This is a genomic window from Allobosea sp. (assembly GCF_035944895.1).
GTDB lineage: Bacteria > Pseudomonadota > Alphaproteobacteria > Rhizobiales > Beijerinckiaceae > Allobosea.
In genome coordinates, this window is record NZ_DASZAT010000005.1 from 486,021 (window position 1) to 511,581 (window position 25,561).

Annotated in this window: 21 protein-coding genes, 1 tRNA gene and 1 pseudogene; 14 read left to right on the top strand and 9 right to left on the bottom strand. The window is 67.6% G+C overall.

Annotation, left to right across the window (positions count from 1 at the left end):
* Positions 1–18 precede the first annotated feature (18 nt).
* Genes VGV58_RS04660 through VGV58_RS04670 form a run of 3 tightly spaced genes read left to right on the top strand, consistent with a single transcriptional unit; the run spans position 19 to position 2,809 of the window.
* Entirely contained in the window at positions 19–975 is a 957-nt protein-coding gene (locus VGV58_RS04660) for a FecCD family ABC transporter permease (RefSeq protein ID WP_326872812.1), read from the top strand.
* Between the two features lie 2 nt (positions 976–977).
* Positions 978–2,021, top strand: a complete 1,044-nt coding sequence (locus VGV58_RS04665) for a FecCD family ABC transporter permease (RefSeq protein ID WP_326872813.1) — start codon at positions 978–980, stop codon at positions 2,019–2,021.
* Positions 2,018–2,809 carry an ABC transporter ATP-binding protein gene (locus VGV58_RS04670; protein ID WP_326872814.1) on the top strand — a complete coding sequence of 264 codons (792 nt, stop codon included), beginning with the start codon at positions 2,018–2,020 and terminating at the stop codon, positions 2,807–2,809. The genes VGV58_RS04665 and VGV58_RS04670 overlap by 4 nt, the downstream gene beginning before the upstream one ends.
* A 36-nt stretch (positions 2,810–2,845) precedes the next feature.
* Here the strand turns inward: VGV58_RS04670 and VGV58_RS28840 are convergent.
* From VGV58_RS28840 to VGV58_RS04680, 3 genes and pseudogenes are all read right to left on the bottom strand, one after another.
* A pseudogene (locus VGV58_RS28840) lies at positions 2,846–2,944 on the bottom strand (AraC family transcriptional regulator); the annotation flags it as partial.
* Positions 2,945–3,513: 569 nt separating this feature from the next.
* On the bottom strand, positions 3,514–5,679 hold the full coding sequence (locus VGV58_RS04675; RefSeq protein ID WP_326872815.1) for a TonB-dependent receptor: 2,166 nt from the start codon (positions 5,677–5,679) through the stop codon (positions 3,514–3,516).
* A 152-nt stretch (positions 5,680–5,831) separates the two neighbouring features.
* On the bottom strand, positions 5,832–6,779 hold the full coding sequence (locus tag VGV58_RS04680) for a helix-turn-helix transcriptional regulator (RefSeq protein ID WP_326872816.1): 948 nt from the start codon (positions 6,777–6,779) through the stop codon (positions 5,832–5,834).
* A gap of 261 nt (positions 6,780–7,040) precedes the next feature.
* On the opposite strand from VGV58_RS04680, the gene VGV58_RS04685 reads away from it, so the two are divergent.
* Together VGV58_RS04685 and VGV58_RS04690 are read left to right on the top strand one after the other, a co-directional pair.
* Positions 7,041–9,596, top strand: coding sequence for an ABC transporter ATP-binding protein/permease (locus VGV58_RS04685; RefSeq protein WP_326872818.1), 2,556 nt, complete (start codon positions 7,041–7,043; stop codon positions 9,594–9,596).
* A complete protein-coding gene (locus VGV58_RS04690; RefSeq protein WP_326872819.1) occupies positions 9,593–11,320 on the top strand; it encodes an ABC transporter ATP-binding protein in 1,728 nt (575 codons plus the stop codon). Before VGV58_RS04685 ends, VGV58_RS04690 begins: the two co-directional genes overlap by 4 nt.
* Positions 11,321–11,362: 42 nt before the next feature.
* Here the strand turns inward: VGV58_RS04690 and VGV58_RS04695 are convergent.
* Positions 11,363–11,452 (bottom strand) — tRNA-Ser (locus tag VGV58_RS04695).
* A gap of 180 nt (positions 11,453–11,632) precedes the next feature.
* Here VGV58_RS04695 and VGV58_RS04700 point away from each other — a divergent pair.
* The 4 genes from VGV58_RS04700 (at position 11,633) to olsB (ending at position 16,934) form a co-directional block, all read left to right on the top strand.
* A complete protein-coding gene (locus VGV58_RS04700) occupies positions 11,633–11,953 on the top strand; it encodes a hypothetical protein (RefSeq protein ID WP_326872820.1) in 321 nt (106 codons plus the stop codon).
* Positions 11,954–12,109: 156 nt separating this feature from the next.
* Positions 12,110–13,648, top strand: a complete 1,539-nt coding sequence (locus tag VGV58_RS04705; RefSeq protein WP_326872821.1) for a YifB family Mg chelatase-like AAA ATPase — start codon at positions 12,110–12,112, stop codon at positions 13,646–13,648.
* A gap of 108 nt (positions 13,649–13,756) precedes the next feature.
* On the top strand, positions 13,757–15,853 hold the full coding sequence (locus VGV58_RS04710) for a response regulator (RefSeq protein ID WP_326872822.1): 2,097 nt from the start codon (positions 13,757–13,759) through the stop codon (positions 15,851–15,853).
* Positions 15,854–15,977: 124 nt separating this feature from the next.
* The gene (gene olsB / locus VGV58_RS04715) at positions 15,978–16,934 is read left to right on the top strand and encodes a l-ornithine N(alpha)-acyltransferase (RefSeq protein ID WP_326872823.1); all 957 of its coding nucleotides are present in this window, start codon (positions 15,978–15,980) and stop codon (positions 16,932–16,934) included.
* A gap of 7 nt (positions 16,935–16,941) precedes the next feature.
* On the opposite strand, the gene VGV58_RS04720 is transcribed toward olsB, so the two are convergent.
* From VGV58_RS04720 to VGV58_RS04730, 3 genes are read right to left on the bottom strand one after another with little or no spacing between them, the layout of a single operon-like run.
* Positions 16,942–17,808: an SDR family oxidoreductase gene (locus tag VGV58_RS04720; protein ID WP_326872824.1), complete on the bottom strand. Its 867-nt coding sequence runs from the start codon at positions 17,806–17,808 to the stop codon at positions 16,942–16,944.
* Entirely contained in the window at positions 17,805–19,043 is a 1,239-nt protein-coding gene (gene queG / locus VGV58_RS04725) for a tRNA epoxyqueuosine(34) reductase QueG (RefSeq protein ID WP_414643863.1), read from the bottom strand. Before queG ends, VGV58_RS04720 begins: the two co-directional genes overlap by 4 nt.
* Positions 18,941–19,633, bottom strand: coding sequence for a glutathione S-transferase family protein (locus tag VGV58_RS04730; RefSeq protein WP_326872825.1), 693 nt, complete (start codon positions 19,631–19,633; stop codon positions 18,941–18,943). The genes queG and VGV58_RS04730 overlap by 103 nt, the downstream gene beginning before the upstream one ends.
* A gap of 238 nt (positions 19,634–19,871) precedes the next feature.
* Between VGV58_RS04730 and VGV58_RS04735 the strand changes: the two genes are divergently transcribed.
* A complete protein-coding gene (locus tag VGV58_RS04735; protein ID WP_326872826.1) occupies positions 19,872–20,669 on the top strand; it encodes an undecaprenyl-diphosphate phosphatase in 798 nt (265 codons plus the stop codon).
* A gap of 3 nt (positions 20,670–20,672) precedes the next feature.
* Here VGV58_RS04735 and VGV58_RS04740 read toward each other — a convergent pair whose 3' ends face one another.
* Positions 20,673–21,587, bottom strand: coding sequence for a LysR family transcriptional regulator (locus VGV58_RS04740; protein ID WP_326872827.1), 915 nt, complete (start codon positions 21,585–21,587; stop codon positions 20,673–20,675).
* Between the two features lie 86 nt (positions 21,588–21,673).
* Between VGV58_RS04740 and VGV58_RS04745 the strand changes: the two genes are divergently transcribed.
* Positions 21,674–22,876: a 4-oxalomesaconate tautomerase gene (locus VGV58_RS04745; protein WP_326872828.1), complete on the top strand. Its 1,203-nt coding sequence runs from the start codon at positions 21,674–21,676 to the stop codon at positions 22,874–22,876.
* The gene (locus VGV58_RS04750) at positions 22,809–23,795 is read left to right on the top strand and encodes a Bug family tripartite tricarboxylate transporter substrate binding protein (RefSeq protein ID WP_326872829.1); all 987 of its coding nucleotides are present in this window, start codon (positions 22,809–22,811) and stop codon (positions 23,793–23,795) included. The genes VGV58_RS04745 and VGV58_RS04750 overlap by 68 nt, the downstream gene beginning before the upstream one ends.
* A gap of 6 nt (positions 23,796–23,801) precedes the next feature.
* Here VGV58_RS04750 and nth read toward each other — a convergent pair whose 3' ends face one another.
* Positions 23,802–24,548 (bottom strand): endonuclease III, encoded by a 747-nt coding sequence (nth, locus tag VGV58_RS04755; protein ID WP_414643906.1) that lies wholly within the window; start codon positions 24,546–24,548, stop codon positions 23,802–23,804.
* Between nth and VGV58_RS04760 the strand changes: the two genes are divergently transcribed.
* Together VGV58_RS04760 and VGV58_RS04765 are read left to right on the top strand one after the other, a co-directional pair.
* A complete protein-coding gene (locus tag VGV58_RS04760) occupies positions 24,524–25,051 on the top strand; it encodes a DUF2244 domain-containing protein (protein ID WP_326872831.1) in 528 nt (175 codons plus the stop codon). The genes nth and VGV58_RS04760 overlap by 25 nt on opposite strands.
* A gap of 2 nt (positions 25,052–25,053) precedes the next feature.
* Complete coding sequence (locus VGV58_RS04765; protein ID WP_326872832.1) at positions 25,054–25,557, top strand: hypothetical protein; 504 nt, start codon at positions 25,054–25,056, stop codon at positions 25,555–25,557.
* The last annotated feature ends 4 nt before the right edge of the window (positions 25,558–25,561 follow it).

Consider the following 25,561-nt stretch of genomic DNA (forward strand, 5'->3'; position numbering starts at 1 on the left):
GGTTGGCGCAGTGCCCTCATGTCCGGCTCCCTGCTTGCCGCCGCTATGCTGGCCAGCCTGCTCGCCGGGGCAAAGCTGCTGCCGCCAGAGAGCCTCCTCGACCTGCTGCAAGGGCGCGACAGCGAAGCGGCGCTGATCCTCCTGCAGCTGCGCCTGCCGCGGCTGCTGCTCGGCCTCGTTGTCGGCGCGGCTCTCGGCACGGCCGGCGCGCTCATCCAGGCCGCGACGCGCAACCCGCTCGGCGATCCCGGCCTGCTCGGCATCAATGCCGGGGCGAGTCTCGCGGTGATCATCGGCTCGGGATTGTTCGCGCTCGGCCCGGAGGCCAGTATCTGGCTCGCCTCCAGCGGAGCTGCACTGGCGGCGCTCGCCGTGCATGCGGTTGCGGGCGCGCCGCGTGGCTCCTCAGCACCGATCAAGCTGACGCTCGCCGGTGTCGCCGTCACCGCCTTCTGCTTCGGCATCGGCCAGGCGATTGCGCTCGCAGACCCGGCGCGCTTCGATCTCGCCCGCAACTGGCGGGTCGGTGCGCTCTCCGGCGATGGCCTCGCGCTGCTACCCGCGATCGCACCGCCGCTGCTGATAGGGGCGGTGCTCGTCGCACTGCTCGCGCCACGGCTCAACCTGCTCGCGCTGGGCGAGGATCGCGCCGCCGCCCTCGGGCTCAGCGTCGGCTGGACACAAGCAGGCTGCCTGCTTGCCGTCGTGCTGCTGGCAGGTGCGGCTGTTGCGGCTGCCGGGCCGATCGCCTTCATCGGCCTTGCCGCGCCACATCTGGCGCGCCGCTTCGGCGGCGTCGATCAGCGACTCGTGCTGCCCGCAGCCGCCCTTATAGGCGCGGCGCTCGTCACTGCCGCCGACACGCTCGGGCGCGTGGTGGCGCCGCCGGCGGAACTACCTGTCGGTATCGTCAGCGCGCTGATCGGAGCGCCGATCCTCGTCCTGCTGGCGCGGCCCCGGCGCAGCGAGACATGACGATGCCGCTGGCCTCTGAGGTTCCGGCGCAGGCCGGGTCATGCCGCGATGCGTGCACCACCCGCCGCGCCCTGGCGATCGACCTCGGTCTTGCAGTGGCGTGCGTCGGCCTGGGCTTGCTCGCGCTGACGCTCGGGACCATGCCGGTCTCGCTGGCCGATGCCGCTCGCGCGCTGGCGGGAGACGCGGCAGCTCCGGTGCAGCTCGTCGTGCTCGACTGGCGGCTGCCGCGCATCCTCGCCGCACTCTGCGCCGGCTCCGCGCTCGGCATGGCGGGAGCCCTGTTCCAGACATTGCTCCGTAATCCTCTCGGCAGCCCGGATGTGATCGGCTTCGATGCAGGAGCCTTCTCCGGCGCAATCCTGGCGATGCTGGCCGGGGCTGCGGCCTCGATCGTCGCGCTGGCCTCCTTCGCTGGCGGGCTTCTCGCCGGGCTCATCGTCTATGCCGCGGCCGGCGGCGGCCATGTCGAGCGCAACCGCCTCATCCTGATCGGCATCGCGGTGGGCGCCGGATTCACCGCCCTGAACGACTGGCTGATCTTCACCGCCCCGCTCGATTCCGCCCTGATCGCGGCGAGCTGGAAGCAGGGTGCGCTCGCCGGTGTCGATCGGAGCCGCCTCGCGATCGGAGCGGCGATCCTGCTCGTGCTGCTGCCATTGGGGCTGGCCTGCCGCCGCACGATGGCTGCGCTTGCGCTCGGCGACGACAAGGCGATGTCACTGGGCGAGCCGGCGGGCCCCGCGCGACTGCGCCTTGGCCTCACCGGCCTGTGCCTGACTGCCGCAGCCACTCTGATCGCCGGGCCAGTCGGCTTCGTCGCGCTGATTGCCCCGCATGCGGCACGCCGGCTCGTCGGCAGTGCCGGGCTGCCACTTTCGACCTCAGCCTTGTTCGGCGCGCTCTTCCTGCTCGGCAGCGACTGTGTCGCGCGCCTCCTGTTCGCGCCACGCTCGCTGCCGGTCGGCGCGGTCACCGCCTGCCTCGGCGGCCTCTATTTCGTCCTGCTGCTGCGGAGCAGGCTGCGGCGCGGTGCCGAGTCATGACCACAACCGCCCCCCTCGAAGCGCGCGGCCTGCGTGCCGGCCACGGCAGCAGGGAGATTTTGCGCGGGCTCGATCTGGCCTTTCCCCGCGGAGGCTTCACAGTCATCGTCGGCCCCAATGCCTGCGGTAAGTCGACCCTGCTGCGCACGCTCGCCCGTCTGCACGAACTCTCCGGCGGCAGCGTCCTGCTCGACGGACGCGCCATCGCCGATTTCAGCCACCGCGAACGCGCCCGCAGGCTGGCTGTCCTGCCGCAGGGAGCCGAGACGCCCGACGGAATTTCCGTCAGGGAACTCGTTTCGCGGGGACGCCACCCCCATGGTGGCTTGTTCAGCCGCTGGTCGGCCGATGACGAGGTTGCCGTGCTTGACGCCATGGCGGCAGCCGGCGTTGCCGATCTCGCGGCGCGCCGCCTCGACGAATTGTCCGGCGGGCAGCGTCAGAAAGCCTGGATCGCCATGGCGCTCGCCCAGGCAACCGATCTCCTGCTGCTGGACGAACCGACGACCTTCCTCGATCTCGCCCACCAGATCGAGGTGCTGGAACTCTGCCGGACGCTGAACCGGGCGGGAAAGACGATCGTCGCGGTCCTGCACGACCTCAACCAGGCCGGCCGTTATGCCAGTCATCTCGTCGTGATGAAGGATGGGACGATCCATGCGCGAGGCAGCCCGGCCGAGATTGTCACCGGCGGACTGATCGAAGCGGTCTTCGGAGTGTCCTGCGTCGTCATTCCGGACCCTCTGGCCAGCACACCGATGATCGTTCCGGCCTTCAAGAAGGACTGAGACCGGGCGGGTGCCGGCGCGGCTGGACCGCAGGCCTCAAATTCCCGAGCTGGCCCTGCCGTGCGCCGAGCTCGGCGCGATCCCGAACTCGCGCCGAAACAGCCGGGCGAAATGGCTGGGGTTGGAGTAGCCGACCTGGAACGCGCCTCCGTCACGCCGAGATTGCCGCCCTCGATCAGCGTGCGGGCGCGATCGAGGCGGGCGCGCTGCAGGAAGGCATAGATCGGTGAGCCGAACTGCTCGCGAAAGCGGGCCTTCAGTTTCTTCCCGTTGAGGCCTTCCATGTTCGCAACATCGCTCTGCGCCATATGCCGCGGCGCTGGCTCGGACGCTATTTTCTCAAGGCGATCAAGAAGGAGATCGCGCTGCTCGACGCGTGACCGCGGACTTGCAGATTCCGCCGAGCCTTTAAAGCCAACCTGTCCATCTTCAAGCTGTTCACGCTGATGCTGGTCCTGATGCTCACCGTGCGGATGGTGCAGTTGCAGAGTGTCTCGCGTCTCGTCCTGGTCTTCCTCGCCGCCCCACTTGGCATCATCGGCGCCGTGCCCGGCCGATGATCCTGACCGCCTTCGCTGCGCAGGTCTGCGACAAGGGAGTGCCGCCCGGCGCAGACGTCCGCTCTTGCGGCGATGTCCCAAAGTCTGCCCCTCGCGCCAAGCGGCATTGCTCGCTTTCGGCGGCAGACAAGGCTTTCCCAGGGCTCACCAGGTCACGGTCGTCCCAACTCCGATCACGCGGCCGCGTCCGACATAGGCCACAGTTGCTCCCGGCGCGTAGGTGAAGCCATAGGAGAGCGGCCGCTCGTCAAGCAGGTTCCTGCCGAAGGCGTAGACCTTGAAATTGTCCTTCTCCCAGCCGACCTGGCCGTTGACGATGTGGTAGGCCTCCAGCTTGGCGCCCGGGCTGTTCTGCACATCGCTGTAGCGGCTGCCGACGAACTGATATTCGGCACGGGCGTTGAAGTAGCCGGGCAATCCCAGAGGCGCGGCGGCGACGCGATAGGACAAGGCGACATTGGCGGTGAACGTCGGTACCTGCGGCACCTCGTTGCCGGCGCGGACGCCCGAGGTGAGCGAAGCCAGCGTGACGTCGACGATGCGCGACTTGGTCCAGGCGCCGCCGGCCGTCAGCTCCAATCCTTCGGCCAGCCGCGCAGTGACGCTGCCCTCGAGGCCATAGCTGCGGAAGGCCTGATTGGTCAGGAAGGGCAGGAAGGTCGCCGGATCGAAGCCGGTCAGCTGGCCGTCCTTGACGTCGTTGTAGAACAGCGCGGCATTGACGCGCACGCCGTCGGCGATCTCCGCCTTGGTGCCGAGCTCGTAGGCCCACGACTTGGCCGGCCGGAACGGTGTCGATACCAGGCCAAAGCCGGCAAAGGTCGCCGTCTTCTCGAAGCCGCCCGAGGCATAGCCACGCGCCGCCGAGACATAGCTCATGACCTTGTCGGTCCAGTGATAGGACAAGGCCAGCCGGCCGGTGAGATAGGTGTCGTCGAAGTCGTTGCGCTGGACGAGGGACGGCACGGTGCCGGGGAAGCCGTTCGAGAGATAGCTGCCGCTGAACTTCTGCCGGTCATGGGCGATCCGCAGACCGCCCGACAGATCGAATCCGCGGCCGAGCGGCACCGTCGCGTCGGCGAAGCCGGCGAGCGTCTCACTAGCGATCTTGTTGTCGAAGGTGCCGTTCAGGGTCGGCGAGTACGCGGTGCCGTAGACCCGGTGAGTCTGGTAGTCGGAGCGGAAATAGCTCGCCCCGACGACCCACTGCACGGCTGAGCCCTCATGCGAGTTCAGCCGGATCTCCTGGTTGAAGATCCGCTCGCGGTCCTCGTAGTAGATCTTGTCGGCGAAGGGGTTGTTGAAGACGAAGGCCGGGAAGCCAGTCGCCTTGCTGAACAGCAGCGAGTCGGTGAAATCGCCGAGATTGCTGAGCTTGATGTCCTGATAGCTCGTGGTCGAGGTCAGGATGAAGGGCTCGAACCGCTTGCTGACCTTGAGCGAGCCGTTGGCGATCTCCTGGCGGTTCCGCGGGCGGATGTCGATGCCGCTGGCCGGATAGTTCGGCTGTTCGCGCAGGATGAAGGCGGAGTTGTGCCTGGTGTCGCGTGTGTAGCCGCCGGTGATGTCCACGGTGAGCGTATCGTCCGGTGTGAAGCGCAGCGTGCCGCGGGCGGCACCGAGACGGGCGCCGCCCTCCTTGCCGCCGATCACTACGTTCGGGATATCGCCGTTGAAGTTCTGGACGCGGACGGAGGCGCGCCCGGCGAGCCTGTCCTGGATCAGCCAGCCCCCGGCCGTGCCCTGGACGAAGCCGTGGCCATGAGTGCCGGCCTCTGCATCGACCCGGAATTCCCGCTTGCCGTCGGCCGGCGTGCTGACGACATTGATCGCGCCGGCGAAGGCGTTGCGGCCGAAGGTCGTGCCCTGCGGCCCGCGCAGGACCTCGATCCGTTCGACATCGAGGAAGGGCGAGCTGATCGCCGACAGGGTCGTCGGCACACCGTCGACCGACAGGCCGATCACGCTGTCGAGCGAGTTCAACGCGGTGCCGAGCGTGCCGACGCCCCGCATCGTCATGTAGCTCTCGCCGAAGCGACCGAAATCCATGAAGTTCGTGCCCGGCGACTGGCGCGCCACATCGGCGATCGGATCCAGGGACGATGGCGGCACGGCTTCCGGCGTCAGCACCGTCGTTGCCATCGGCAGGTTGGCGTCGGCCTGCGGGCGTTTGGTTCCGGTGATGGTGATCATGTCGAGCTGGATGGTCTCACCGCCCGCTTGCGCCACCGCTGGCCCGGCGAGCCCGAGAACCGCGAGGAGAGTGATCGACGTTCCGCCCAACACGCTCGACCGAGCAGCCCTGTCCATGATCGTCGCCCCAGATTCGCAAAAGCCTGGAGCGATCCATACAGGTGCGGCGCCTGAGGTCGCCACGTCGGAACTATCGAATGAACTCGAAAAACCTTCGCAAAGCCAAATATTTGTTAGATCATCTCTAAACTGATTTTTGCTGTTTTATTTTACCTGGTCTCGTCGCGCGGCGAGCGGCCGAAATATCTTCTATAGGCCGTGCTGAATGCCGACGGCCTGGCGAAGCCGACGCGATGGGCTGCCTGTGCCACGCTCAAGCCGTGTTCCTGAAGCAGGACACGCGCCATCAGCAGCCGCTGGTCGCGGACATGGCCGAAGATCGTCGTGCCGAAGACCGTCTTGAAATTGGCCTGCAAGGTCGTGACGTTGACGCCGACCCTGCGAGCAAGCTGCAGGCTGCTCGGTGTGTTGACCAGATCTGAATCCAGGATTTCGCGGGCCTCCAGCACACGCTCGTAATGGCGGCGGCCGAGCAGCGCCATCAGCCGCCGCTCCTGCTTCAGGAGTTCGGCGACCTCGACGACATAGGCCAGCGCATTGCTCTCCAGGAAGAGCTGGCCGAGCCGGCCGTTGTAGGGATGATCGAGGCACAAGCGGGCGATCTCGAGCAGGCGCGCTGAGCGCCCCAGCGTCTCCACGCGGAACTCACCGGAAATGAACTCGTGCAACGTGGCGAGACCGTCATCGGCCATATCCGGGCCGAAACGCTCGAAGAAGGACGGTTTCAGGATGAAGCCGGCCGTGCGGAACCGCCGCCCTGAGGTCATCGGGCTGCGATAACGCACTGTCCGGCCGAACCCCATCAGGTTGGCGCGACCAGGCGGACGAACGATGCGGCCATGGCCGACGACCTCGGTTTCGACCCCCTCGCCGTGGAGCATGATTCCACAGAGGAGTGCGGGCTCAAGATCAATGGTGAGGTTCTGATCGCAGATATAGGTGACGTCGCTGGCCGTCAGCATCAACCCCGGCTGCGCCTCATGTGCCAGCACCCGCCCGGTGTAGATCGGGGTTTCGAGCGTCGGCGGCGTTGCATCGACCGGGTGCACGCCCAGTGAGAACTCGGCGCCAAGCCTGACCAGATCGGAGGTGGTCATGCCGCCGGCGGGGACTAAGTTCTGCAATGCCATAGGAATTCGAGCTTTCTGGAATGATAATAATTGGCGATATCATGTATTAGTCGACCGCCTAGTTCGAATGACAATGTAATAGAAAATAGTACATGACTCAATCGGCTTAAATTTGGAATTTCGCATCCCGTAGATATTTTCAATTACATAATCGAGTGGCTGGCGCCCACGATTTGACAGCCCGATCCAGCCTATGCACCGCAGCGCCCGACAAGCGGAGGTTCGAACGTGGCGGCCGGATTCCAGAAGACGATGATGAAGGCCCTGGGGGCGACCGACCATGTCATGACCGTGCTCTCGGTCACTGACATCACGCCGGCCTTCCGCCGTATCCGCTTCTCAGCACCGACCATGATCGATGGGCGGGAGACCCCGACGGCGAGCTACATCCGGCTCTGGGCGCCAGATCCAGTCGAGCCCGGCAAGGTTCACCAGCGCGGCTACACCCTTGTCGAGCCCGATGCCTCGACCGGCGAGGTGAGCTTTGATTTCGTCCTGCATCGGCCAATGGGGCCGGCCTCGGGCTGGGCCGCCGCGGCCAAGCCCGGCGACACCATCACCGCCTCCTATTACATGTTCCACAAATTCGAGCCGCCGGAGAATCCGGAAGGCTATCTGCTGATGGGCGACCCCGCGGCGATCCCGGCGATCAACGCGATTCTTGGAGTCCTGCCGCCGGAAGCGCCGGTCGTCGTGATCCTGCAGGCGCACCTCCCGGGAGACGCTGCCATCCCCATCGCTGGGCATCCCGGCGCCGAGGTGCTGTGGACCGGGCCCGGCACCGGAGCGCTGGCAGCCGCCGTTCCCGTTCGCGACTGGTCAAACTGGTATGCTTGGGCTGCGGCTGAGAAGGATGCGGTCAAGGAGTTGCGGGCGACGCTGAACCGCGCGCACGGTTTCCCGCTCGCCGACATCAAGCACACCGCCTACTGGATGCACGGCAAGGCGATGCGGCTGCGCAAGCAATCGAACCAGCCGGGCGCGGCGGAGGAAACGCCCGCCGCGGCGCCGGTTCCGATCGCAGCACGAGCCGAGGCCGGGCCGCGCCCGCGCTGGCGCTCGCAAGGTGGGCAGGAACTCCTGGCTGGCCTGCGCTGGACGCTGCGCGCCGCCGGGCTGCTGCAGGGCTTGATCTCGCTGATGCAGCTCGCCCCGCTGGTCCTGCTCGCCGAGCTCGGACGGCGGCTGCTCGCCGGGGAGAAGAGCTGGGAGGCCCTGTCGCCGCTGATCCTGTGGGCTGTCGGGCTCTATGGCGCTGCAGCAATGCTGTCGGCGGGTCTGATGCTCTGGCTGCATGCGGTCGATGCGCGTTTTGGACACGCGCTGCGCCTGTCGATGGTCGCCAAGCTGGCGCGACTGCCGCTCGGATGGTTCACCGACCGCAATGCGGCGGCAGTTCATCAAGCCGTGCAGGAGGATGCCGGCCGGCTGCACTACATGGTCACCCATGCCGTGCCGGATGTGGTCGCCGGCATCGTCACGCCGATTTCCGTCATCACCTATCTGTTCACGGTCGATGCCGGCCTTGCGGGCATGCTGTTCCTGCCGCTGATCGCCTTCGTCGCGCTGTTCAGCCACATGATGCGCGGCGTTGCCGACAAGCTGGTCGAGTTCGCGAATTGGACCAAGCGCGCCAACGCGGCCGCCAGCGCTTTCGTCGAAGCCCTGCCGGTGGTGCGCGTCTTCGGCGGCGATGGCCGGGGCCTGCGGACGGCATTGGAAGGGCAGGCCGGCTTCCTCAATGGCTGGCAGCGCCCGATGGCCGGGCGCAAGGTCGCCTCGCAGCTGGCGATCCAGCCGCCGGCTTTCCTTCTGCTGATCACCGCCGCCGGCTGCTGGCGCATTCTGTCGGGCGGCATGGCGCCGGCCGATCTGCTGCCATTCCTCTTCCTCGGCACGGCCTTCGGCGCGCAGATCATGTCGGTGATGTACGGCTTCGTGCCGGTACGGGAAGCCAGGCAGGCGGCGCAGCGCATCGGTGTGCTGCTCGAGGAGGCTGAACTCGACCGTCGCCGCTCCTCGCGAGAGCTGCCGCCAGGCCCGCTCGGCCTGCGCTTCGACAGCGTGAGCTTCAGCTACAAGCCGCGCAAGCCGGTGCTGCAGGACATCGACCTCGTTCTCCAGCCCGGAACGCTGACAGCCCTTGTCGGCCCGAGCGGGGCCGGGAAATCGACGCTGGCGGGACTGCCTGGCCGCTTCCATGACGTCACCGGCGGCGCTGTCCGCCTGATGGCCGTCGACGCCGAGATCGACATCCGCGAACTCAAGCCGCAGACGCTGCAACGCGCCGTCGGCTTCGTCTTCCAGGACGTCAAGCTGATCAAAGCGTCGCTACGGGAGAACATCGCCCTGGCCAGGCCCGGCGCGACCTTGCCGGAGATCGAGGCTGCGGCGCGTGCCGCGCAGATCCACGAGCGCATCCTTGCTGCGCCGCGTGGCTATGACAGCGTTGTCGGCGAGGATGCGCGCCTGTCCGGCGGCGAAGCGCAGCGCCTGTCGATCGCCCGGGCGCTGCTCGCCGACCCGCCTATCCTCGTGCTTGACGAGGCGACGGCGTTCGCCGACCCCGAATCCGAGCATCTCGTCCAGCAGGCGCTCGGCGCGCTGATCGGCCGGCGCACCGTGCTCGTCGTCGCGCACCGGCTCCACACGGTCATGCATGCCGATTGCATCGCCGTGATGGAGGCAGGCCGCATCGTCCAGCGCGGCCGACATGAGGACTTGCTGAATCGGCCCGGCCTCTATCGGGACCTCTGGCAGGCGGGCGAAAGGAAACAGGCATGATCGTCCAGGCTTTGCTGCCGCCGGAGGCTCGGCCCCGGCTGGTGCCCTACGCGCTGCTGGTGATCGTGGCGGCCTGTCTGCGCGCCACTTCGGCGCTGCTGCTCGTGCCGCTGCTCGGTGAGCTTTTCTCACCGCAGCCGCGTGCAGCCTTGCCCTGGCTCGTGGCGCTCGCCGCGAGCGTCGTCGCGGGCTGGACGCTTGAGCGCCATCTCGTAATCCGGGCCTTCGATCTCGGCTTCGCGATGATGACCTCGATGAACCGGCGCCTCGTCGACCATCTGCTCGCCGTGCCGATCGGCTGGTTCGGCGCGGAGCGGCAGGCGCAGGCCAAGAAGGCGCTGGCCGGCGCCGTGCCCGAGCTGTTCGCCAGCTCGGTCAATCTCATGACGCAGGCCTCTATCTGCCTCGCATTGCCACCGGCGGTCGCTTTGGGGCTTCTTTTCGTCGCTTGGCCGCTGGGGCTTGCGACGCTGCTCGCCGTCCCGCTTCTGTTCGGCGCGCTCTTGCTCGGTGGCCGGCTGATGCGCCGGGCCGAGGCCGATTACGCGGCGGCGTCGGAGGAGGCGGCGGCGCGCACCGAGGAATTCGCCCGCTCGCAGCTCGTCCTGCGCGCGGCGGGGCGGACTGGAGCGGCCGGCACCCCGCTCGGCGAGGCGATCGACGCGCAAAGGCGCAACGGCCTGCGCATCCTCTGGTTCACCTTGCCGGGGACGCTGGCCTTCTCGCTCGCCATGCAGGCGACGCTCCTGGCGATGGTCACCGTCCTGGCGCTGATGTTCGCAGAAGGGGCGATCGACCCTGCCCGCACGGTCGCGCTGATCGTCGTGGTGCTGCGCGTCCTCGAGCCGCTCAACACGCTCGCCGAGCTGTTTCCCGCGCTGGAATCGACGCATGGCGCGGCCAGGCGCACGCTTGCCATTCTCGATGTGCCCGCTCAATCGAAGCCGGAACGGGATGCTCGCCCAGAGGCCCCCGCTGTCGAATTTCGCAATGCCGGCTTCAGCGCGAATGGACAGCGGATTCTGGACGGCATCTCCTTCGCGGTTCCGGCTGGCACCACGACCGCGATCGTCGGCCCGTCCGGTTCGGGTAAAAGCACGATCCTCTCGCTCGTCGCGCGGCTGCACGATGTCGATGTCGGCGAAGTCCGTGTCGGTGGCCAGGACGTCCGCGGCTATCTGCCGGGCACGCTGATGGACCAGCTCGCCATCGTCTTCCAGACCGTCCAGCTTTTCGAAGGCGGCATCGCCGAGAACATCCGGATCGCCAGGCCGCGGGCCGGCGAAGAGGAATTGCGCGCGGCCGCGGCTGCAGCGGGCGTGGACGAGATCGTCGCCCGGCTGGGCGGATGGGGCGCGCCGGTCGGCGAAGGCGGAGGCGCATTGTCGGGCGGCGAGCGCCAGCGCGTCAGCATTGCCCGCGCGCTGCTCAAGGACGCTCCGATCCTGCTGCTGGACGAGGCGACGAGCGGGCTCGACACCTTGAACGAAGCGGCGGTCGCGGCTGCGCTAAACGGTTTCGGCCAGCGGACCGTCCTGATCGTGGCGCATCGGCTGGAAACGATCGCGCATGCCGACCGGATCGTCTTCGTCGAGAACGGGCACGTCGTGGAAACAGGTATGCGCGAGACGCTGATCGCGAATGGCGGCCGCTTCGCCGATTATTGGCGCCACCGCCGGGATGCGCAGGGCTGGCAGATCGACAAAGCCACTGCAAGCCTTTGAATTTTTTAAATCATCAGGAAAATCAACCCCTTAGGGGATTGCTGGCGGACAGGGCGGGATTCGAACCCGCGATACGGTTTCCCGTATACACACTTTCCAGGCGTGCGCCTTCAACCACTCGGCCACCTGTCCGGCGCGCTGCTTATGGCGTCCATGCGCGCGACTTTCAAGGCCTAAAGCCATCGGCTGCACAGGGTTGCGTGCAATTGTCCTTTGTCGTTGCATGCTCGCGGGCGAGGGGACACATGCAGATGCGCCCGCGGCAGGTCGTCGGGCATTTGCGGCGCCGGCTGTGATGGGATGGGGGAAGGCTTGCGGTTTCTCGTCAGGGTGCTGGGTTACCTCCTCGTCGCCGGCGGTTTCGTCGCGCTGCTCACCGATGGCGCGCGCTCGATCGCCAATTCGGCCCTGCGCTTCACGCCGCTCGGCGAGACCGCGCTGACGTTTCTCGGCGAGCGCTTCCGTCAGCTGCAGCCGGCCGTCGAGCGCAACATCCATCCCATGCTCTGGGACCCAGTGCTGGTCCATGTGCTGCAGGTGCCGACCGCAGCGGCCGGGTTGCTGCTCGGCTTGCTGCTCCTCTGGCTCGGTGCGGCACCCAAGCCGGTGATCGGCATCGTCACGCGGCGGTGAGCATCTTGATGGGCCTGGTCACCGCCCGCCGGTCCTGTTGCTGTAGATGATCGCCACCAATGCTGTTGTCGTGATCAGCATGTGAGTTCTCTATATGTTCTTGCAACCCTGGCGCGCTTCCGCTAGCGTCATTGCGCGGGGCTGGGGTGGGCTTGGATGGTGACGCGGGTCGCGACGGTGGCGTTCGAAGGCATCGAGGCGCGGGCCGTCGATGTCCAGGTCCAGGTCACGCCGGGCGGCGTCGCCTTCATCCTCGTCGGCCTGCCGGACAAGGCCGTCGGCGAGAGCAAGGAACGGGTCCGCGCTGCGCTGATCGCTTCGGGGCTCGCTTTGCCGGCCAAGCGCATCACCGTCAACCTCGCTCCGGCCGACCTGCCGAAGGAAGGCAGCCATTACGATCTGCCGATTGCACTCGGCGTCATGGCGGCGATCGGCGCGATTCCCGCAGATGCGCTCGCCGGCTACACCGTGCTCGGTGAACTTGCCCTCGATGGTTCGATTGCGCCGGTTGCCGGTGTCCTGCCGGCCGCGATCGCGGCTTATGGCCGAGGGCAGGGGCTGATCTGCCCCGCCGCGAGCGGGCCGGAAGCGGCCTGGGCGGCCGGCGATCTCGACATCCTCGCACCGCGTTCGCTGATCCAGCTCGCCAACCATTTCAAGGGCACGCAGGTGATGGCGCGGCCCGAGCCGGCCGTCGCCCGCCAGAGCGGGCCGCTGCCCGACCTGCGCGACATCAAGGGCCAGGAGAGCGCCAAGCGCGTGCTCGAGATCGCTGCCGCCGGCGGCCACAACTTGCTGATGAACGGGCCGCCCGGCGCCGGCAAGTCGATGCTGGCGAGCCGTCTGCCCTCGATCCTGCCGCCGCTGGATCCACGCGAATTGCTCGAAGTCTCGATGGTGCTCTCGGTCGCCGGCCATCTCGCCGATGGCAAGTTGACCGACCGGCGCCCCTTCCGCGCCCCGCATCATTCGGCCTCGATGGCGGCGCTCGTCGGAGGAGGCCTGCAGGCCCGGCCCGGCGAAATCTCGCTCGCCCATCATGGCGTGCTCTTCCTCGACGAATTGCCGGAGTTCCAGGCGCAGGCGCTCGATGCCCTGCGCCAGCCGATGGAGACCGGCGAGGTGCTGATCTCGCGTGCCAATCACCGTGCCGCCTATCCCGCGAAGTTCCAGCTGGTCGCGGCGATGAATCCCTGTCGCTGCGGCAAGGCGACCGAGCCGGGCTATGCCTGCCGCCGCCAGCCGAACGAGCGCTGCATGGCGGGCTATCAGGCCAGGATCTCCGGCCCGATGCTCGACCGGATCGACATCACCATCGACGTTCCGGCCCTGACGGCGGCCGATCTCATCCTGCCCGCAGCGCCCGAAGGCTCGGCCGAGGTCGCCGCCCGCGTCGCTGCGGCACGCGCTCGCCAGTCGGTGCGCTATGCCGCGCTCGGCCTTCCCGGCGGGACGACCAATGCCCGCTGTCCTGCTGCGTTGCTCGACGATATCGCACGGCCGGATGCGGCCGGGCTTGCGCTGCTGCGCAGTGCTGCGGAGGCGATGCGGCTGACGGCGCGCGGCTATCACCGCGTGCTCAAGGTCGCCCGCACGCTCGCCGATCTCGATGGCGAGGATCAGCTCGGGCGCATCCACCTCGCCGAGGCGCTGTCCTATCGCTCGCGCATCGATCAGGCCGCACAGGCTGCCTGACGAAGGATTGCCGCCTGACGAAAGGTTAACGAAACCATTCAAACCATCCGGCATCCTCGCCGGTAGGGCGAACTCTTTCTCAAGAGGGGGCGTGATAGATGGGATGGCATGATCGAGCTGCCGTCCTTTCCTATCCTGTTGACCGGCGCCGCCATCGCCGTGGCGGTCGCCTGTGCCGTGGTCGCGATCCGGCTGCTGCGGGAGCGGCGTGAGGTCACGCAGCAGGCGAGGGTGCTGACGGCCGATGTCGAGAAACTGAGCGACCGGCTCTGGGTGCTTGCCGACAGCGAGGAACGCTATCGCAGCCTGATCGAGGCGCAGGGCGATCTGATCGTGCGCCGCAGCGAGGGCCGGATCGTCTATGCCAACGCCGCCTATGCGGCGCTGATCGGCAAGAGCGAAGCGGAGGCCGTCGGCAGCGTCGAGCAGCCGCGCGTGCGCAGCGCCAGGCCGGTGCAGGCCCTGCCGGGGGGCGCCCGCGTCGTCGACGAATGCATTGAGACGCAAGAGGGCGAGCGCTGGCTCTCCTGGGTCGAGACGGTCGTCCCTGTCGCCGCCGGGCAGACCGTGCTGCAGCGGGTCGGCCGCGAGATCAGCGGGCGCATCGCAGCTGAAACGGCACTGGAGGAAGCGCGCAGCCGGGCCGAGGAGGCGAGCGCCGCCAAGTCGCGCTTCCTGGCGACCGTCAGCCACGAATTCCGCACCCCTCTCAACGGCATCCTCGGGATGGCCGACCTGCTCGGCGACACCAGGCTCGACCCGGAGCAGGCGACCTATGTCAAGGCGCTCAGAAGCTCGGGCGAGGCGCTGCTCGGCCTCGTCGACGACATCCTCGACTTCGCCAAGGTCGAGGCCGGCAAGCTCGAACTCACCGACGCGCCGTTCGATCCCGTCGCGCTGATCGAGGACGTCACCGAATTGATGGCGCCGCGCGCCCAGGCGAAGGGCATCGAGATCTCCACTTTGCTCGGGCCTGAGCTGCCTGGAAGGCTCCTCGGCGATGCCGAGCGCCTGCGTCAGATCCTGCTCAATCTCGTTGGCAATGCCGTGAAGTTCACGCAAGCGGGCGGTGTCGGCATCGAGGCCGATGCTGTCGCTGGTCAGTTCGTCGTCGCCATCGCCGATACCGGGCCGGGCATTCCTGCCGAGCGCCTGGCGACGATCTTCGAGGAGTTCGAGCAGGGTGGCATGACCGGCCATCGCGACCAGGCCGGTACCGGTCTCGGCCTCGCCATCGCACGCCGGATCGCCCGCGCCATGGGCGGGGACATCGAAGCCAGCAATCGCGCGGACGGCGGCGCACTGTTCCGGCTGGCCTTGCCACTGCGAGTGGACACTGCCGAAGCCGCGCGCCCTGCCTCGCCGGCCTGGCAGGGCCGGCGTATCCTGATCGCATCCTCTGCGCCGTTCAGTGCCGGCCATATCGCTGTCTGCCTCGAACGGACGGGCGCTGAGGTCCTGCGGGCCGCAGATCATGCGCAGGCTCTCGCCATGCTCGCCGGTGATTCGGCTTTGTCCGCCGTGCTTGTCGATCGGAATCTCCCGGGCGGTGAGGTCGAGGCTGTTGCAGCCGCGGCGCGACACGCCGGCGTCGCCGACATCGTGATCCTGCTGGCGCCGGCCGAGCGCCGCAGCTTCGGCTCGCCTTATGCCGCCGGCTTCACAGGTTTCCTCGTCAAGCCGGTCAGGGCGCGCTCGCTGCAGGTGCGGCTCGATCCGGTCGGGCGTTCGCAGGGCGGGGACGGCGCGGTGCCTGCCGCCGATGCCTCGACGGAGAAACCCGCCGCGGGCCTGCGGGTCCTCGTCGCCGAGGACAACGAGATCAACGCGCTGCTGCTGACCCGCACATTGGAGCGGCTCGGCTGCATCGCGGTCTGGGCGCATGATGGCGGCGAGGCCGTCCGCCTGGCCGAAGAGGCCCGTTCCGGCCGGTCGGCCGGTTTCGACCTTGCCTTGCTCGATGTCCGCATGCCGGTGCTGGATGGGCTCGGCGTCGCCAGGCGGATCCGTGCGGCCGAGAAGGCGCAAGGTCACGCCCGGCTGCCGATCGTCGCCGTCAGCGCAAACACGGCGGAGGAGGACAGGCGCGAGGCGCTTGCCGCCGGCATGGATGATTGCCTGGCTAAGCCGCTTTCGCGCGAGCAGCTGCGCGGCTGGATCGAGCGGCTTTCGCAGCTGCGAACGGAGCAAATGCTGTCGGCCTGAGCCGGGTTTGCTCCACAGGCGGTTGGCTTCGTCATCACAGTGACGTAGTTTTGTCGCGATCCCGTAAGACGGTCGGCGCAGAGCTGTCATGCGCCGATCTGAGATCGCAGGGGCCAGACCGTCCATGACGCACGACGTTTTTCAGGGTTCCCGTCAGCCGGCAAAGCAGAAGCTCGCCGGTCAGGCCCTGTTGCAGCGTTTCTCCCCCTCGAACCTGCTGGCGGCCGGCAAGCAGCTTGGCGGCTTCGCTTTCCCCGGCGCCGACGCTCTTTTCGGCACGCTAGGCCGCTCCGGCACGCTCGAGGTCCGGTTGGCGCGTGGCCCGCGCGAGATCTGGCGGGCGCAGCGCCTGCGCTACCGCGTATTCTACCAGGAGATGTCGGCCAAGCCCGATGTCATCTCGCGCATGTTCCGCCGCGACGCCGACCGATTCGATGCCGTCTGCGATCATCTCCTTGTCATCGACCATGCCGCGCGTGGCCGCTTCGGTGGGATCAAGCCCAAGGTCGTCGGCACCTACCGGCTGATGCGCGAGCAGGCCGTGGCCAAGCTCGGTGGTTTCTATACCCAGTCCGAATTCGACATCGCGCCGTTGCTGGCGCGCCATCCCGATCTGCGCTTCCTCGAGCTCGGCCGTTCCTGCGTGCTGAAGCCCTATCGCACCAAGAAAACGGTCGAGCTGCTCTGGCACGGCATCTGGGCCTATTGCCGGCATCACCGCATCGACGCGATGTTCGGCTGCGCCAGCCTGGACGGCACGGACCCCGATCTGCTGGCGCTGCCGCTCAGTTTCATCCATCACCACGCCACCGCCCAGGGCGACTGGCGCGTCGTGGCGCAGCCCGATCGGCATGTGGCGATGGACCGGCTACCGGCCGGCATGGTCGACGCAAAGCTCGCGCTGAAATGCCTGCCGCCGCTGGTGAAGGGCTATCTGCGCTTAGGGGCCCGCTTCGGCTCCGGCGCCGTGATTGACAGGCAGTTCGGCACCACCGACATCCTCGTCATCCTGCCGGTCGCGGCGATCGACCGGCGCTATCTCGAATATCTCGACGGCGAGGCCGGGCGCTACGCTGCCTGATTCGGACTTACCCGCCGGCGGCAGCGAGGTCGCGCAGCGCCTGCCGATACTCCGGATAGCGGAAGGCATAGCCGAGTTCGCGTTTCACCAGCGCGTTCGAGACCCGTTTGTTCTCGCCATAGAAGCTTGCAGCCATCGGCGAGAGCTTTGCGGGATCGAACGGGGTTTCCGGCGGCGGGGCGAGCCCGGACACCTCGGCAGCGAAGCTGACCACATCCTGCGGCGGCGCCGGCTCGTCATCGGTGACGTTGTAGATCGCTCCCGCACGCGGCTTTTCGATCGAGGCCATCAGCACGCCGGCGATGTCGTCGACATGGATGCGGTTGAAGACCTGGCCGGGCTTGACCAGCCGGGTGGCGGTGCCGGCCCTCAACTTGGTGATCGGGTTGCGGCCGGGGCCGTAGATGCCGGAGAGGCGGAAGATCTGGACCGGCTTGCCGCTGCGCTCGCCAAAGGCGAGCCAGTCCTGCTCGATCTCCAGCCGCTGCCGCGAGCGTCGGCTGGTCGGCCGGCAGTCGGCGGTTTCGTCGATCCAGGCGCCGCCATGGTCGCCATAGACGCCAATGGTCGAGAGATAGCCGATCCAGCGCAGCTTCTCCGCCACCGCGAGTTTCTCAGCCAGAGCACCGAGCACCGGATCGCCGTTTTCGTCGGGCTGGGCCGAGACCAGCACTGCGTCCGCCTCGGCAAGGATCTTGGCGAGCGGCGTCGACACCGCAAAGCCGCCGAAGACCAGCGTATGCAGCCCTTGCTTGCTGAGCTCGCCGGCCTTCTCGGCCGAACGGACCGTGCCGGTGACCTCCCAGCCCTTGGCCAGGGCGGCGCGCGCGAAGAACCCGGCGGAATAGCCGAGGCCGAAGATGACGAGCTTCATGCTGATACCAGTTGGTTCGGGGAAGGCTGAGCCCATTCGGCCCTGACCTCGGGGTCGGTTTCTCGCACGAGGCGTGCCGGCGCGAGTTCCGCGGCGCGGCTGGGCACGAGCTGCCAAAGTGCCCAGGCCGCCATCGCCCTCACCAAGGGCGAGGGATCGTCGAGCAGCGCCTCGGCGCTCTTGGCCAATGTTGGATCGCCGCTGTTGCCGATCGCGATCAGGACATTGCGGATGAAGCGGTCGCGGCCGGTGCGCTTCACCGGCGTGCCGGCGAAGAGTGCGCGGAAGGTGGCATCGTCGAGCGCGGCGAGATCGGTCAGCGGCAGGGCGTCGAGCTCGCCCTTCAGCGCCAGGCGCGTCACATGCGAGGCTTCCGCGAACTTGTTCCAGGGGCAGACGGCCAGGCAATCGTCGCAGCCGAAGACGCGGTTGCCGATCCCAGCGCGGAATTCGGGCTCGATATGGCCCTGATGCTCGATGGTGAGATAGGCGATGCAGCGGCGCGAATCGAGCTGGTAGGGCGCCGGGAAGGCCTTGGTCGGGCAGATGTCGAGGCAGCGCGTGCAGGAGCCGCAATGGTCGCGCTCCGGCTCGTCCGATGGCAGTTCGGCCGAGGTGTAGATCGCCCCGAGGAAGAGCCAGGCACCATGCTGGCGCGAGACCAATACGGTCTGCTTGCCCTGCCAGCCGAGCCCGGCGGCCTGCGCCAGCGGCTTTTCCATCACCGGGGCGGTGTCGACGAAGACCTTGACCTCGGCGTCGCCGCGTGCCGCCAGCACGCCAGCGATGCTCTTCAGCTTGCCCTTGATCACGTCGTGATAGTCGCGGCGGCGGGCATAGAGCGAGATCGCGCCGCGGTCGCGCTGTTCGAGGACGGCGAGCGGATCGCCTTCGCCGGCATAGCTCATGCCGAGCATGACGATCGAGCGGGCAGCCGGCCACAGGGTTGCCGGATCGGCACGCTCCGCCGTGCGCTCCGTCAGCCAGGTCATGTCGCCGTGATGGCCGGCCTCCAGCCAGCCGGTGAGGCGCGCGGGTGCTTCCGGAATCGCATCGACGCTGGCGACGCGCATCACCGAGAAACCCTCGGCCTTGGCGCGCGCGGCGATCGCGGCCTTGAGCTTGTCGGGGCTCAGAAGTCCAGGTCGTCGTAATGGGCCGAGGGCGCCATGCCGGGAATCCGGTCGCTCAGCAGCGGCCGGAAGCTCGGTCTGGACTTGATCCTCGCATACCATGCGCGGGCGGCCTCATCCTCGTCCCAGGGCACGTCGCCGAGATAGTCGACGCAGGAGAGATGCGCCGCCGCGGCGAGATCGGCATAGCTCAGATTGTCGCCGGCGAGCCAGTTCCGTTTCGCCGTCAGCCAGGCGATGTAGCGCAGATGATAGCGCACATTGCCGCGCGCCGCGCGGATCGCGCTCATCTCCGGCGGGCCGCCGCCCTCATCCCGGCTCATGAAGCGCTTCATCACCTTCTCCAGCACGAGCGGACCGGTGATCTCCTCGTTGAACTTGATGTTGAACCAGTCGAGCAGCCGGCGCACCTCGATGCGTCCGCCGGGCCCCTCCGGCAGCAGGCGCCGTTCGGCCAGCGCCAGCCCGCGGGTCTCGTCGAGATACTCGGCGATCGGTCCCGGGCCGGGCACGACGAGGCCGCTATCCTCGCGCAGCACCGGGGTCGTCCCGGCCGGATTGAGCTCGAGGAACTCGCGCCGCCGTTCCCAGACGCGCTCTTCGACCAGCGTGGCGTCGAGGCCGAACTCGCCGAGCGCGAGCCGGATGAAGCGCGAATGCGGACAGAGCGTATAATGGTAAAGCGTGGCCATCGATTACTGGAACTGAGGACGGTTCGGATGAGGTAGGCCGGCGCTGATGCAGCGCAATAGAGCGCCCCCGTATAGGCCTGCCGGCTAAGCCTAACAACCCGGGACCGGGTGAAGCGGCGGATTGCGCAGAAATCCTTGCCGGTCTGGTAACCAATTTGCAAAGACCCTGCGCCATAGCTTTAACGCGTTCGGCAGGCTTTTGTTGCGCCGCACCCGCAAGGCTCGGAAGGACCCTCCCATGCATGACCTTCTTGTCGCCGCCGTGCTCGGCGTGGTCGAGGGGCTGACCGAATTCCTGCCGGTGTCCTCGACCGGCCACCTGCTCCTGCTCGGACATTTCCTCGGCTTCGAATCCAAGGGCAAGGCCTTCGAGATCCTGGTCCAGCTCGGGGCGATCCTGGCGATCCTGCTGGTCTATTTCCGCCGCCTGCTCGATATTGCTCTGCGGCTGCCGAGCGACCCCACTGCCCGGCGCTTCGTCCTCGGCGTGCTCGTCGCCTTCCTGCCGGCGGCGGTGATCGGCGCGCTGGCGCATGGCTTCATCAAGGGCGTGCTGTTCAACCCGTTCCTGGTCTGCTGCACGCTGATCGCCGGCGGCCTCGTCCTCCTCGTCGTCGACGAGCTGGAGCTCGAGGTGAAGCATCACGACGCCACCAAATTCCCGCTGCCGATGTATCTCAAGATCGGCTTCATCCAGTGCCTGGCCATGGTGCCGGGCGTCTCGCGTTCGGGCTCGACCATCGTCGGCGCGATGCTGCTCGGCGCCGACAAGCGGGCCGCGGCCGAGTTCTCCTTCTTCCTGGCGATGCCGACCATGGCCGGCGCCTTCGCCTATGACCTTCTGAAGAACTACAAAGAGCTGACGAGCAACGATCTCACCCTGATCGGCATCGGCTTCGTCACCGCCTTCATTGCCGCGCTGATCGTAGTGCGCAGCTTCCTCGATTTCGTCTCGAAGCGCGGTTTCACGCCGTTCGCCTGGTGGCGGATCATCGTCGGCTCCGCCGGCCTCGCCGGGCTCTGGGTCTTCGGCTGAGCTTCACTGCGGAGCGGGCAGGGGCCCGCGCCAGGTTCCCAGCAGCATCTCCAGGAAGCGCTCTGCCGCCGGCGCCAGCTTGACGCCGCGGCGCCTGACCACGCCGATCGTGCGCGAGACCTCGGGGTCGCGGATCGGCCGCGTCACGATGATCGGGTGGTCCGCGCCCGGCGTCGCCAGCTTCGGCAGCACGGATATGCCGAGGCCGGCCTCGACCAGGCCGAGCGAGGTCGAGAGGTGCGTCACCTCGAACGACCAGTCGAGCCTGACCCCGATCTTGACCAGCGCCGCATCGAGAATGGCGCGGTTGCCGCTGCTGCGGCTGACGGTGACCAGCGGATGACCTTCGAGGTCGCTCCAGCCCAGTGACGATGTCCCCGCCAGCGCATGATCGTGCCGGCAGGCGAGCACGAAAGGGTCGTCGATAAGCGGCTCAAAGCTTAGCTCGGCATCGGAGCCGCCGATCAGGTTGACACCGAACTCGACCTCACCGCGCGCCACCGCCTCCAGCCCGTCATTGGCCGAGAGGTCGAGGATGCGGAAGCGGATGTTCGGGTACTGCGCCTGGAAGCGCGCGATCACCGAGGGCAGGAAGTAGAAGGCGGCCGTGGGTACGCAGGCGAGCGCGATCAGTCCGGCCCGGCGGCTGCCGAGATCGCGCATGGCGAAGATCGATGAGTCGAACTCGTCGAGCATGCGCCGGACCAGCGGCAGCATCTCGCGCCCGACCATGGTGAGCGCGACCCGGCGGGTCGTCCGCTCCAATAGTGCTGCCCCGACTGCGTTCTCCAGCCGCTGGATGCGCCGGCTCAGCGCCGGCTGCGACATGTTGAGCGCCTCGGCAGCGCGATGGAAGCCGCCGAGCTCGACCACCGAGATGAAGGCGCGCAGGTCGAGGGCTTCGAAATTGATGCTCATAGCGTATCAATAGCGCCGATCTCTGCATTTCACAGCGATTATTCGATCTGGGAAGACAAGGCATCGCCAAACGCCGGGTGACGCCCTTGTCCGCTCCCTTCCAGCTTCCGCATGCTCAGGCTCTGCGCATCCCCTGCGTGCTGATGCGCGGCGGCACCTCGCGCGGCCCGTTCTTCCTGGAGCGCGACCTGCCGGCCGATCCAGCGGCGCGCGATCGCGTCCTGCTTGCCGCGATGGGCTCGCCGCACATGTTGCAGCTAGACGGGCTTGGCGGGGGCAACTCGCTGACCAGCAAGGTCGCGATCGTCAGCCGCTCCAGCCGGCCCGATGCCGATGTCGATTATCTCTTCGCCCAGGTCGCGGTCGAGCGCGCCCATGTCGATCTCAGTCCGAACTGCGGCAACATGCTCTCCGCCGTCGGTCCCTTCGCGATCGAGGCCGGCCTGGTGCCGGCGCTCGAGGGCGAGACGCTGGTGCGCATCCACAACCGCAACACCGGCGCGCTGATCGAGGCGGCCGTGCAGACACCGGGCGGCGTCGTCGCCTATGACGGAGCGATCGCGATAGACGGGGTTGCTGGCACCGCCGCCCCGATCAAGCTCGGCTTCCTCGAAGCGGTCGGCTCGAAGACCGGGGCATTGCTGCCGACAGGCCGCGCTCGCGAGGAGATCGACGGCGTCCCCGTGACGCTGATCGACTACGCCACGCCGATGCTGCTGCTGCGGGCCACCGATCTCGGCCTTGCCGGCGACGAGACGCCGGCCGAGCTCGATGCCAATGCCGCCCTGCTGGCGCGCCTGGAAGAGCTGCGCCGCGAGGCCGGGCGCCGCATGGGCCTCGGCGATGTCGCCGGGCGCGTCATTCCCAAGATCGGCGTGCTCTCGCCCGCGCGCCGGGGCGGCAGCCTGACTTCGCGCTATTTCACGCCGGACCGCTGCCATCGCAGCCATGCCGTCACCGGGGCGCTTTGCGTCGCCGCGGCGAGCCGGATCGCCGGCAGCGTCGCCGCCGAGATGCTGGGCCCGGAGATCGGCTCGCTGGTCACGGTCGAGCATCCGAGCGGCGCCATCCAGGTCGACCTTGCGCTCGACGCCGCCGGGCAGGTGGTCCGCGCAAGCCTGGTGCGCACCGCGCGCCGCATCTTCGAAGGAAACGTCATCGTCCCCGCCAGCGCGATCCTCGCACTTGCAGAGAGGGCGGAAACGGGAGGAGAACTGACCCATGACGATCACGCGCCGCCATCTCTGCAGCCTGATCGCGGCCGCCGCGGCCAGCACCTGCCTGCCTGAGTTCGCTCAGGCTCAGGCCGCCTTTCCCGACAAGCCGATGAAGCTTCTGGTGCCCTATGCTGCCGGCGGCGGCACGGACGCGATCGCGCGCCTCGTCGCGCAGGGCGTCGGCGAGCGGCTTGGCCAGTCGCTGGTGGTCGAGAACAACGGCTCGGCCGGCGGCAATCTCGCCACAGCCCAGGCGGCGTCGGCTGCCCCCGATGGCTACACCGTGCTGATGGCCAATCAGGGCCCGATGGTGGTCAATCCGCATCTGTTCAAGAATGTCCGGGTCGACCCGCTCACCGCCTTCGACCCGCTGACGCTGATCTCGGCGGCGCCGCTCGTCGTGGTGGTCGCACCGACCTCGCCGCACAAGACGCTGGCCGAACTGGTCGGCCATGCCCAGAAGAACCCGGGCAAGCTGACCTATGGCTCGGCCGGCAACGGCTCCGCCAGCCATCTGGCGACGATCTTGCTAGCGCAGACCGCGCAGTTCGAGGCCGTGCATGTGCCCTATCGCGGCGCCGGCCCGGCGCTGACCGATCTGCTCGCCGGCAACAGCGACTTCATGATCACCACCGTGCCCTCCGTGCTCGGCCTGATCGAGGGCGGCAAGGTCAGGGCGCTGGCGGTGACGGGCAAGGCACGCGCCAAGCTCTTCCCGGAGGTGCCTTCGGTCTCCGAAAGCGGCTGGCCGGACTATGAGGCGACGGCCTGGTACGGTTTCGTCGTGCCCAAGGGTACGCCCAAGGATATTGCGGCCAGGCTGCGCCAGGCGACGGTCGAGACGATCAACAGCCCGCTCATCCGCGAACGCCTGCAGAACGAGGGTGCCGAGCCGATCGGTAACAGGCCCGAGGAGTTCGCGGCGATGATGGATGCGGAGTCGCGCCGCTGGGTCGGGATCATCAAGCAGGCGCGTCTCGCCATCAACTGATAGCGCTCAAGCGATCCGCTTGTCCGCGGAATCGCAGAGATCGGCGACGACGCAGGTCTCGCAGACAGGGCGCAGCGCCTTGCAGGTGTAGCGCCCGTGCAGGATCAGCCAGTGATGCGCGTGCCGGCCGAACTCGGTCGGCACCGCCTTTTCCAGCCCGAGCTCGACCTGCAGCACGTTCTTGCCGGGAGCGATGCGCAGGCGGTTGGCGACGCGGAAGACATGGGTGTCGACCGCATGGGTGATCTCGCCGAAGGCGATGTTGAGCACGACGTTCGCGGTCTTGCGGCCGACGCCGGGCAGGCTCTCCAGCGCCTCACGCGCGGTCGGCACCTCGCTGCCGAACTCGGCGATCAGCTTCTCGCAGAGCGCGATCACGTTCTTCGCCTTGTTGCGATAGAGCCCTATCGTCTTGATCAGCTCGCGCACCTGGTCTTCGCCCAGGGCGAGCATCTTCTCCGGCGTATCGGCGAGCTCGAACAGTCGCTTCGTCGCCTTGTTGACGCCGGCATCGGTCGCCTGCGCCGAGAGCACGACGGCGACCAGCAGGGTGAAGGCGTTGACATAGTCGAGCTCGCCTTTGGGCTCTGGTCTCTGCTGCCGGAAGCGGCTGAAGATCTCGTGGATCTCGGCGGCGCTGCGCGGCTTCGGATTCGTGATCCGCTTCGACGGTGGGCTGCGGCGTTTTTGGCTGTTCGGCGCGGGCATTGCCGCGTTATAATTCGCGGATGACCTTGGGCAAGTCCAATTCAGATGACGTTACTGAAGCGGCCGAACAGCCGGTCTTCGATGCGACGATCACGCCGCATCGCTCGCTCGGCCAGAACGGCTTCCGGACCGTGATGACGCTGGTTTGCCTGACCAGCGTCGCCGCGTCGATCCCCTTCATGGTGCTTGGCGCCTGGCCGGTCGCCGGCTTCTTCGGCCTCGACATCCTCGCCTTGTTCATCGCTTTCAAGGTCAATTTCAATGCGGCCCGCGCCTTCGAGCGCATCGTCGTGACGCCGCTCGAGGTGCTGTCGCGCAAGGTCTCGCATCACGGCCGTGAGAAGATCTGGCGCTCCAACCCCGCCTGGACCAAGCTCGAGCGCGAGGATGACGAGGATTACGGCCTGCTCGAGCTTTCGCTGGTTTCGCGCGGCCAGCGCACCGTGGTCGCCTCCGCGCTGTCGCCGGGGGAGCGCGAGGGTTTTGCGCAAGCGCTCGGCACGGCGCTCGCCAAGGCCAAGCGCGGCCCGAATTTCGAACCCGCCTGAGCATGGCCGCCACGGTCATCCCCCTGATCGCATGGGCGGTGATCATCATCGTTATCGTCGCGGCGGTGCGTGCCAACCGTGGCCCGCGCGGCCCACTGCCCGCCCAGAACGGCGGCGAGGAAGCGGTCAGGGCCTATGGGCTTGTTCTGCGCGACAAGCTCGATCGCGCTCTGTTCGGCCCGGTGCTGGCGGGGCAGGTCTGGGATCGCGTGATCACCCGCCCGGTCGGCGAGGGACTGATTCACGAGTTCCACCGCGATTACTGCGGTCACGGCCTGATCCGCACGCAAGGCGGCGTGAAGCTCTGCGACATCCTCGATGGTCACCATCCAGGCGCGGCCATTGCCGAATGGCGCTCGCGCGAGGATTTCGTCGCCTTCTTCGCCGAGCAATCGGATTACAGCTGCAGCGGCTGGGACGAGGGATCTCCGGTCTTCTTCACCGACGACGAATGGCACCGCAACAACCAGCGCCTCACGCGCAAGAAGCTGCTGCGCTTCGTTTGAGGCA

What these genes read in the sequence shown, in the direction of transcription:
- VGV58_RS04705 (WP_326872821.1), top strand. Translation starts at nt 12,110, where the DNA reads ATGGTGACGCGGGTCGCGACGGTGGCGTTCGAAGGCATCGAGGCGCGG.
- olsB (WP_326872823.1), top strand. Translation starts at nt 15,978, where the DNA reads ATGACGCACGACGTTTTTCAGGGTTCCCGTCAGCCGGCAAAGCAGAAG.
- queG (WP_414643863.1), bottom strand. Translation starts at nt 19,043, where the DNA reads ATGGTATGCGAGGATCAAGTCCAGACCGAGCTTCCGGCCGCTGCTGAG.
- VGV58_RS04730 (WP_326872825.1), bottom strand. Translation starts at nt 19,633, where the DNA reads ATGGCCACGCTTTACCATTATACGCTCTGTCCGCATTCGCGCTTCATC.
- VGV58_RS04735 (WP_326872826.1), top strand. Translation starts at nt 19,872, where the DNA reads ATGCATGACCTTCTTGTCGCCGCCGTGCTCGGCGTGGTCGAGGGGCTG.
- VGV58_RS04665 (WP_326872813.1), top strand. Translation starts at nt 978, where the DNA reads ATGCCGCTGGCCTCTGAGGTTCCGGCGCAGGCCGGGTCATGCCGCGAT.
- VGV58_RS04680 (WP_326872816.1), bottom strand. Translation starts at nt 6,779, where the DNA reads ATGACCACCTCCGATCTGGTCAGGCTTGGCGCCGAGTTCTCACTGGGC.
- VGV58_RS04750 (WP_326872829.1), top strand. Translation starts at nt 22,809, where the DNA reads ATGACGATCACGCGCCGCCATCTCTGCAGCCTGATCGCGGCCGCCGCG.
- VGV58_RS04660 (WP_326872812.1), top strand. Translation starts at nt 19, where the DNA reads ATGTCCGGCTCCCTGCTTGCCGCCGCTATGCTGGCCAGCCTGCTCGCC.
- VGV58_RS04675 (WP_326872815.1), bottom strand. Translation starts at nt 5,679, where the DNA reads ATGGACAGGGCTGCTCGGTCGAGCGTGTTGGGCGGAACGTCGATCACT.
- VGV58_RS04690 (WP_326872819.1), top strand. Translation starts at nt 9,593, where the DNA reads ATGATCGTCCAGGCTTTGCTGCCGCCGGAGGCTCGGCCCCGGCTGGTG.
- VGV58_RS04710 (WP_326872822.1), top strand. Translation starts at nt 13,757, where the DNA reads ATGATCGAGCTGCCGTCCTTTCCTATCCTGTTGACCGGCGCCGCCATC.
- VGV58_RS04740 (WP_326872827.1), bottom strand. Translation starts at nt 21,587, where the DNA reads ATGAGCATCAATTTCGAAGCCCTCGACCTGCGCGCCTTCATCTCGGTG.
- VGV58_RS04765 (WP_326872832.1), top strand. Translation starts at nt 25,054, where the DNA reads ATGGCCGCCACGGTCATCCCCCTGATCGCATGGGCGGTGATCATCATC.
- VGV58_RS04670 (WP_326872814.1), top strand. Translation starts at nt 2,018, where the DNA reads ATGACCACAACCGCCCCCCTCGAAGCGCGCGGCCTGCGTGCCGGCCAC.
- VGV58_RS04720 (WP_326872824.1), bottom strand. Translation starts at nt 17,808, where the DNA reads ATGAAGCTCGTCATCTTCGGCCTCGGCTATTCCGCCGGGTTCTTCGCG.
- VGV58_RS04760 (WP_326872831.1), top strand. Translation starts at nt 24,524, where the DNA reads ATGACCTTGGGCAAGTCCAATTCAGATGACGTTACTGAAGCGGCCGAA.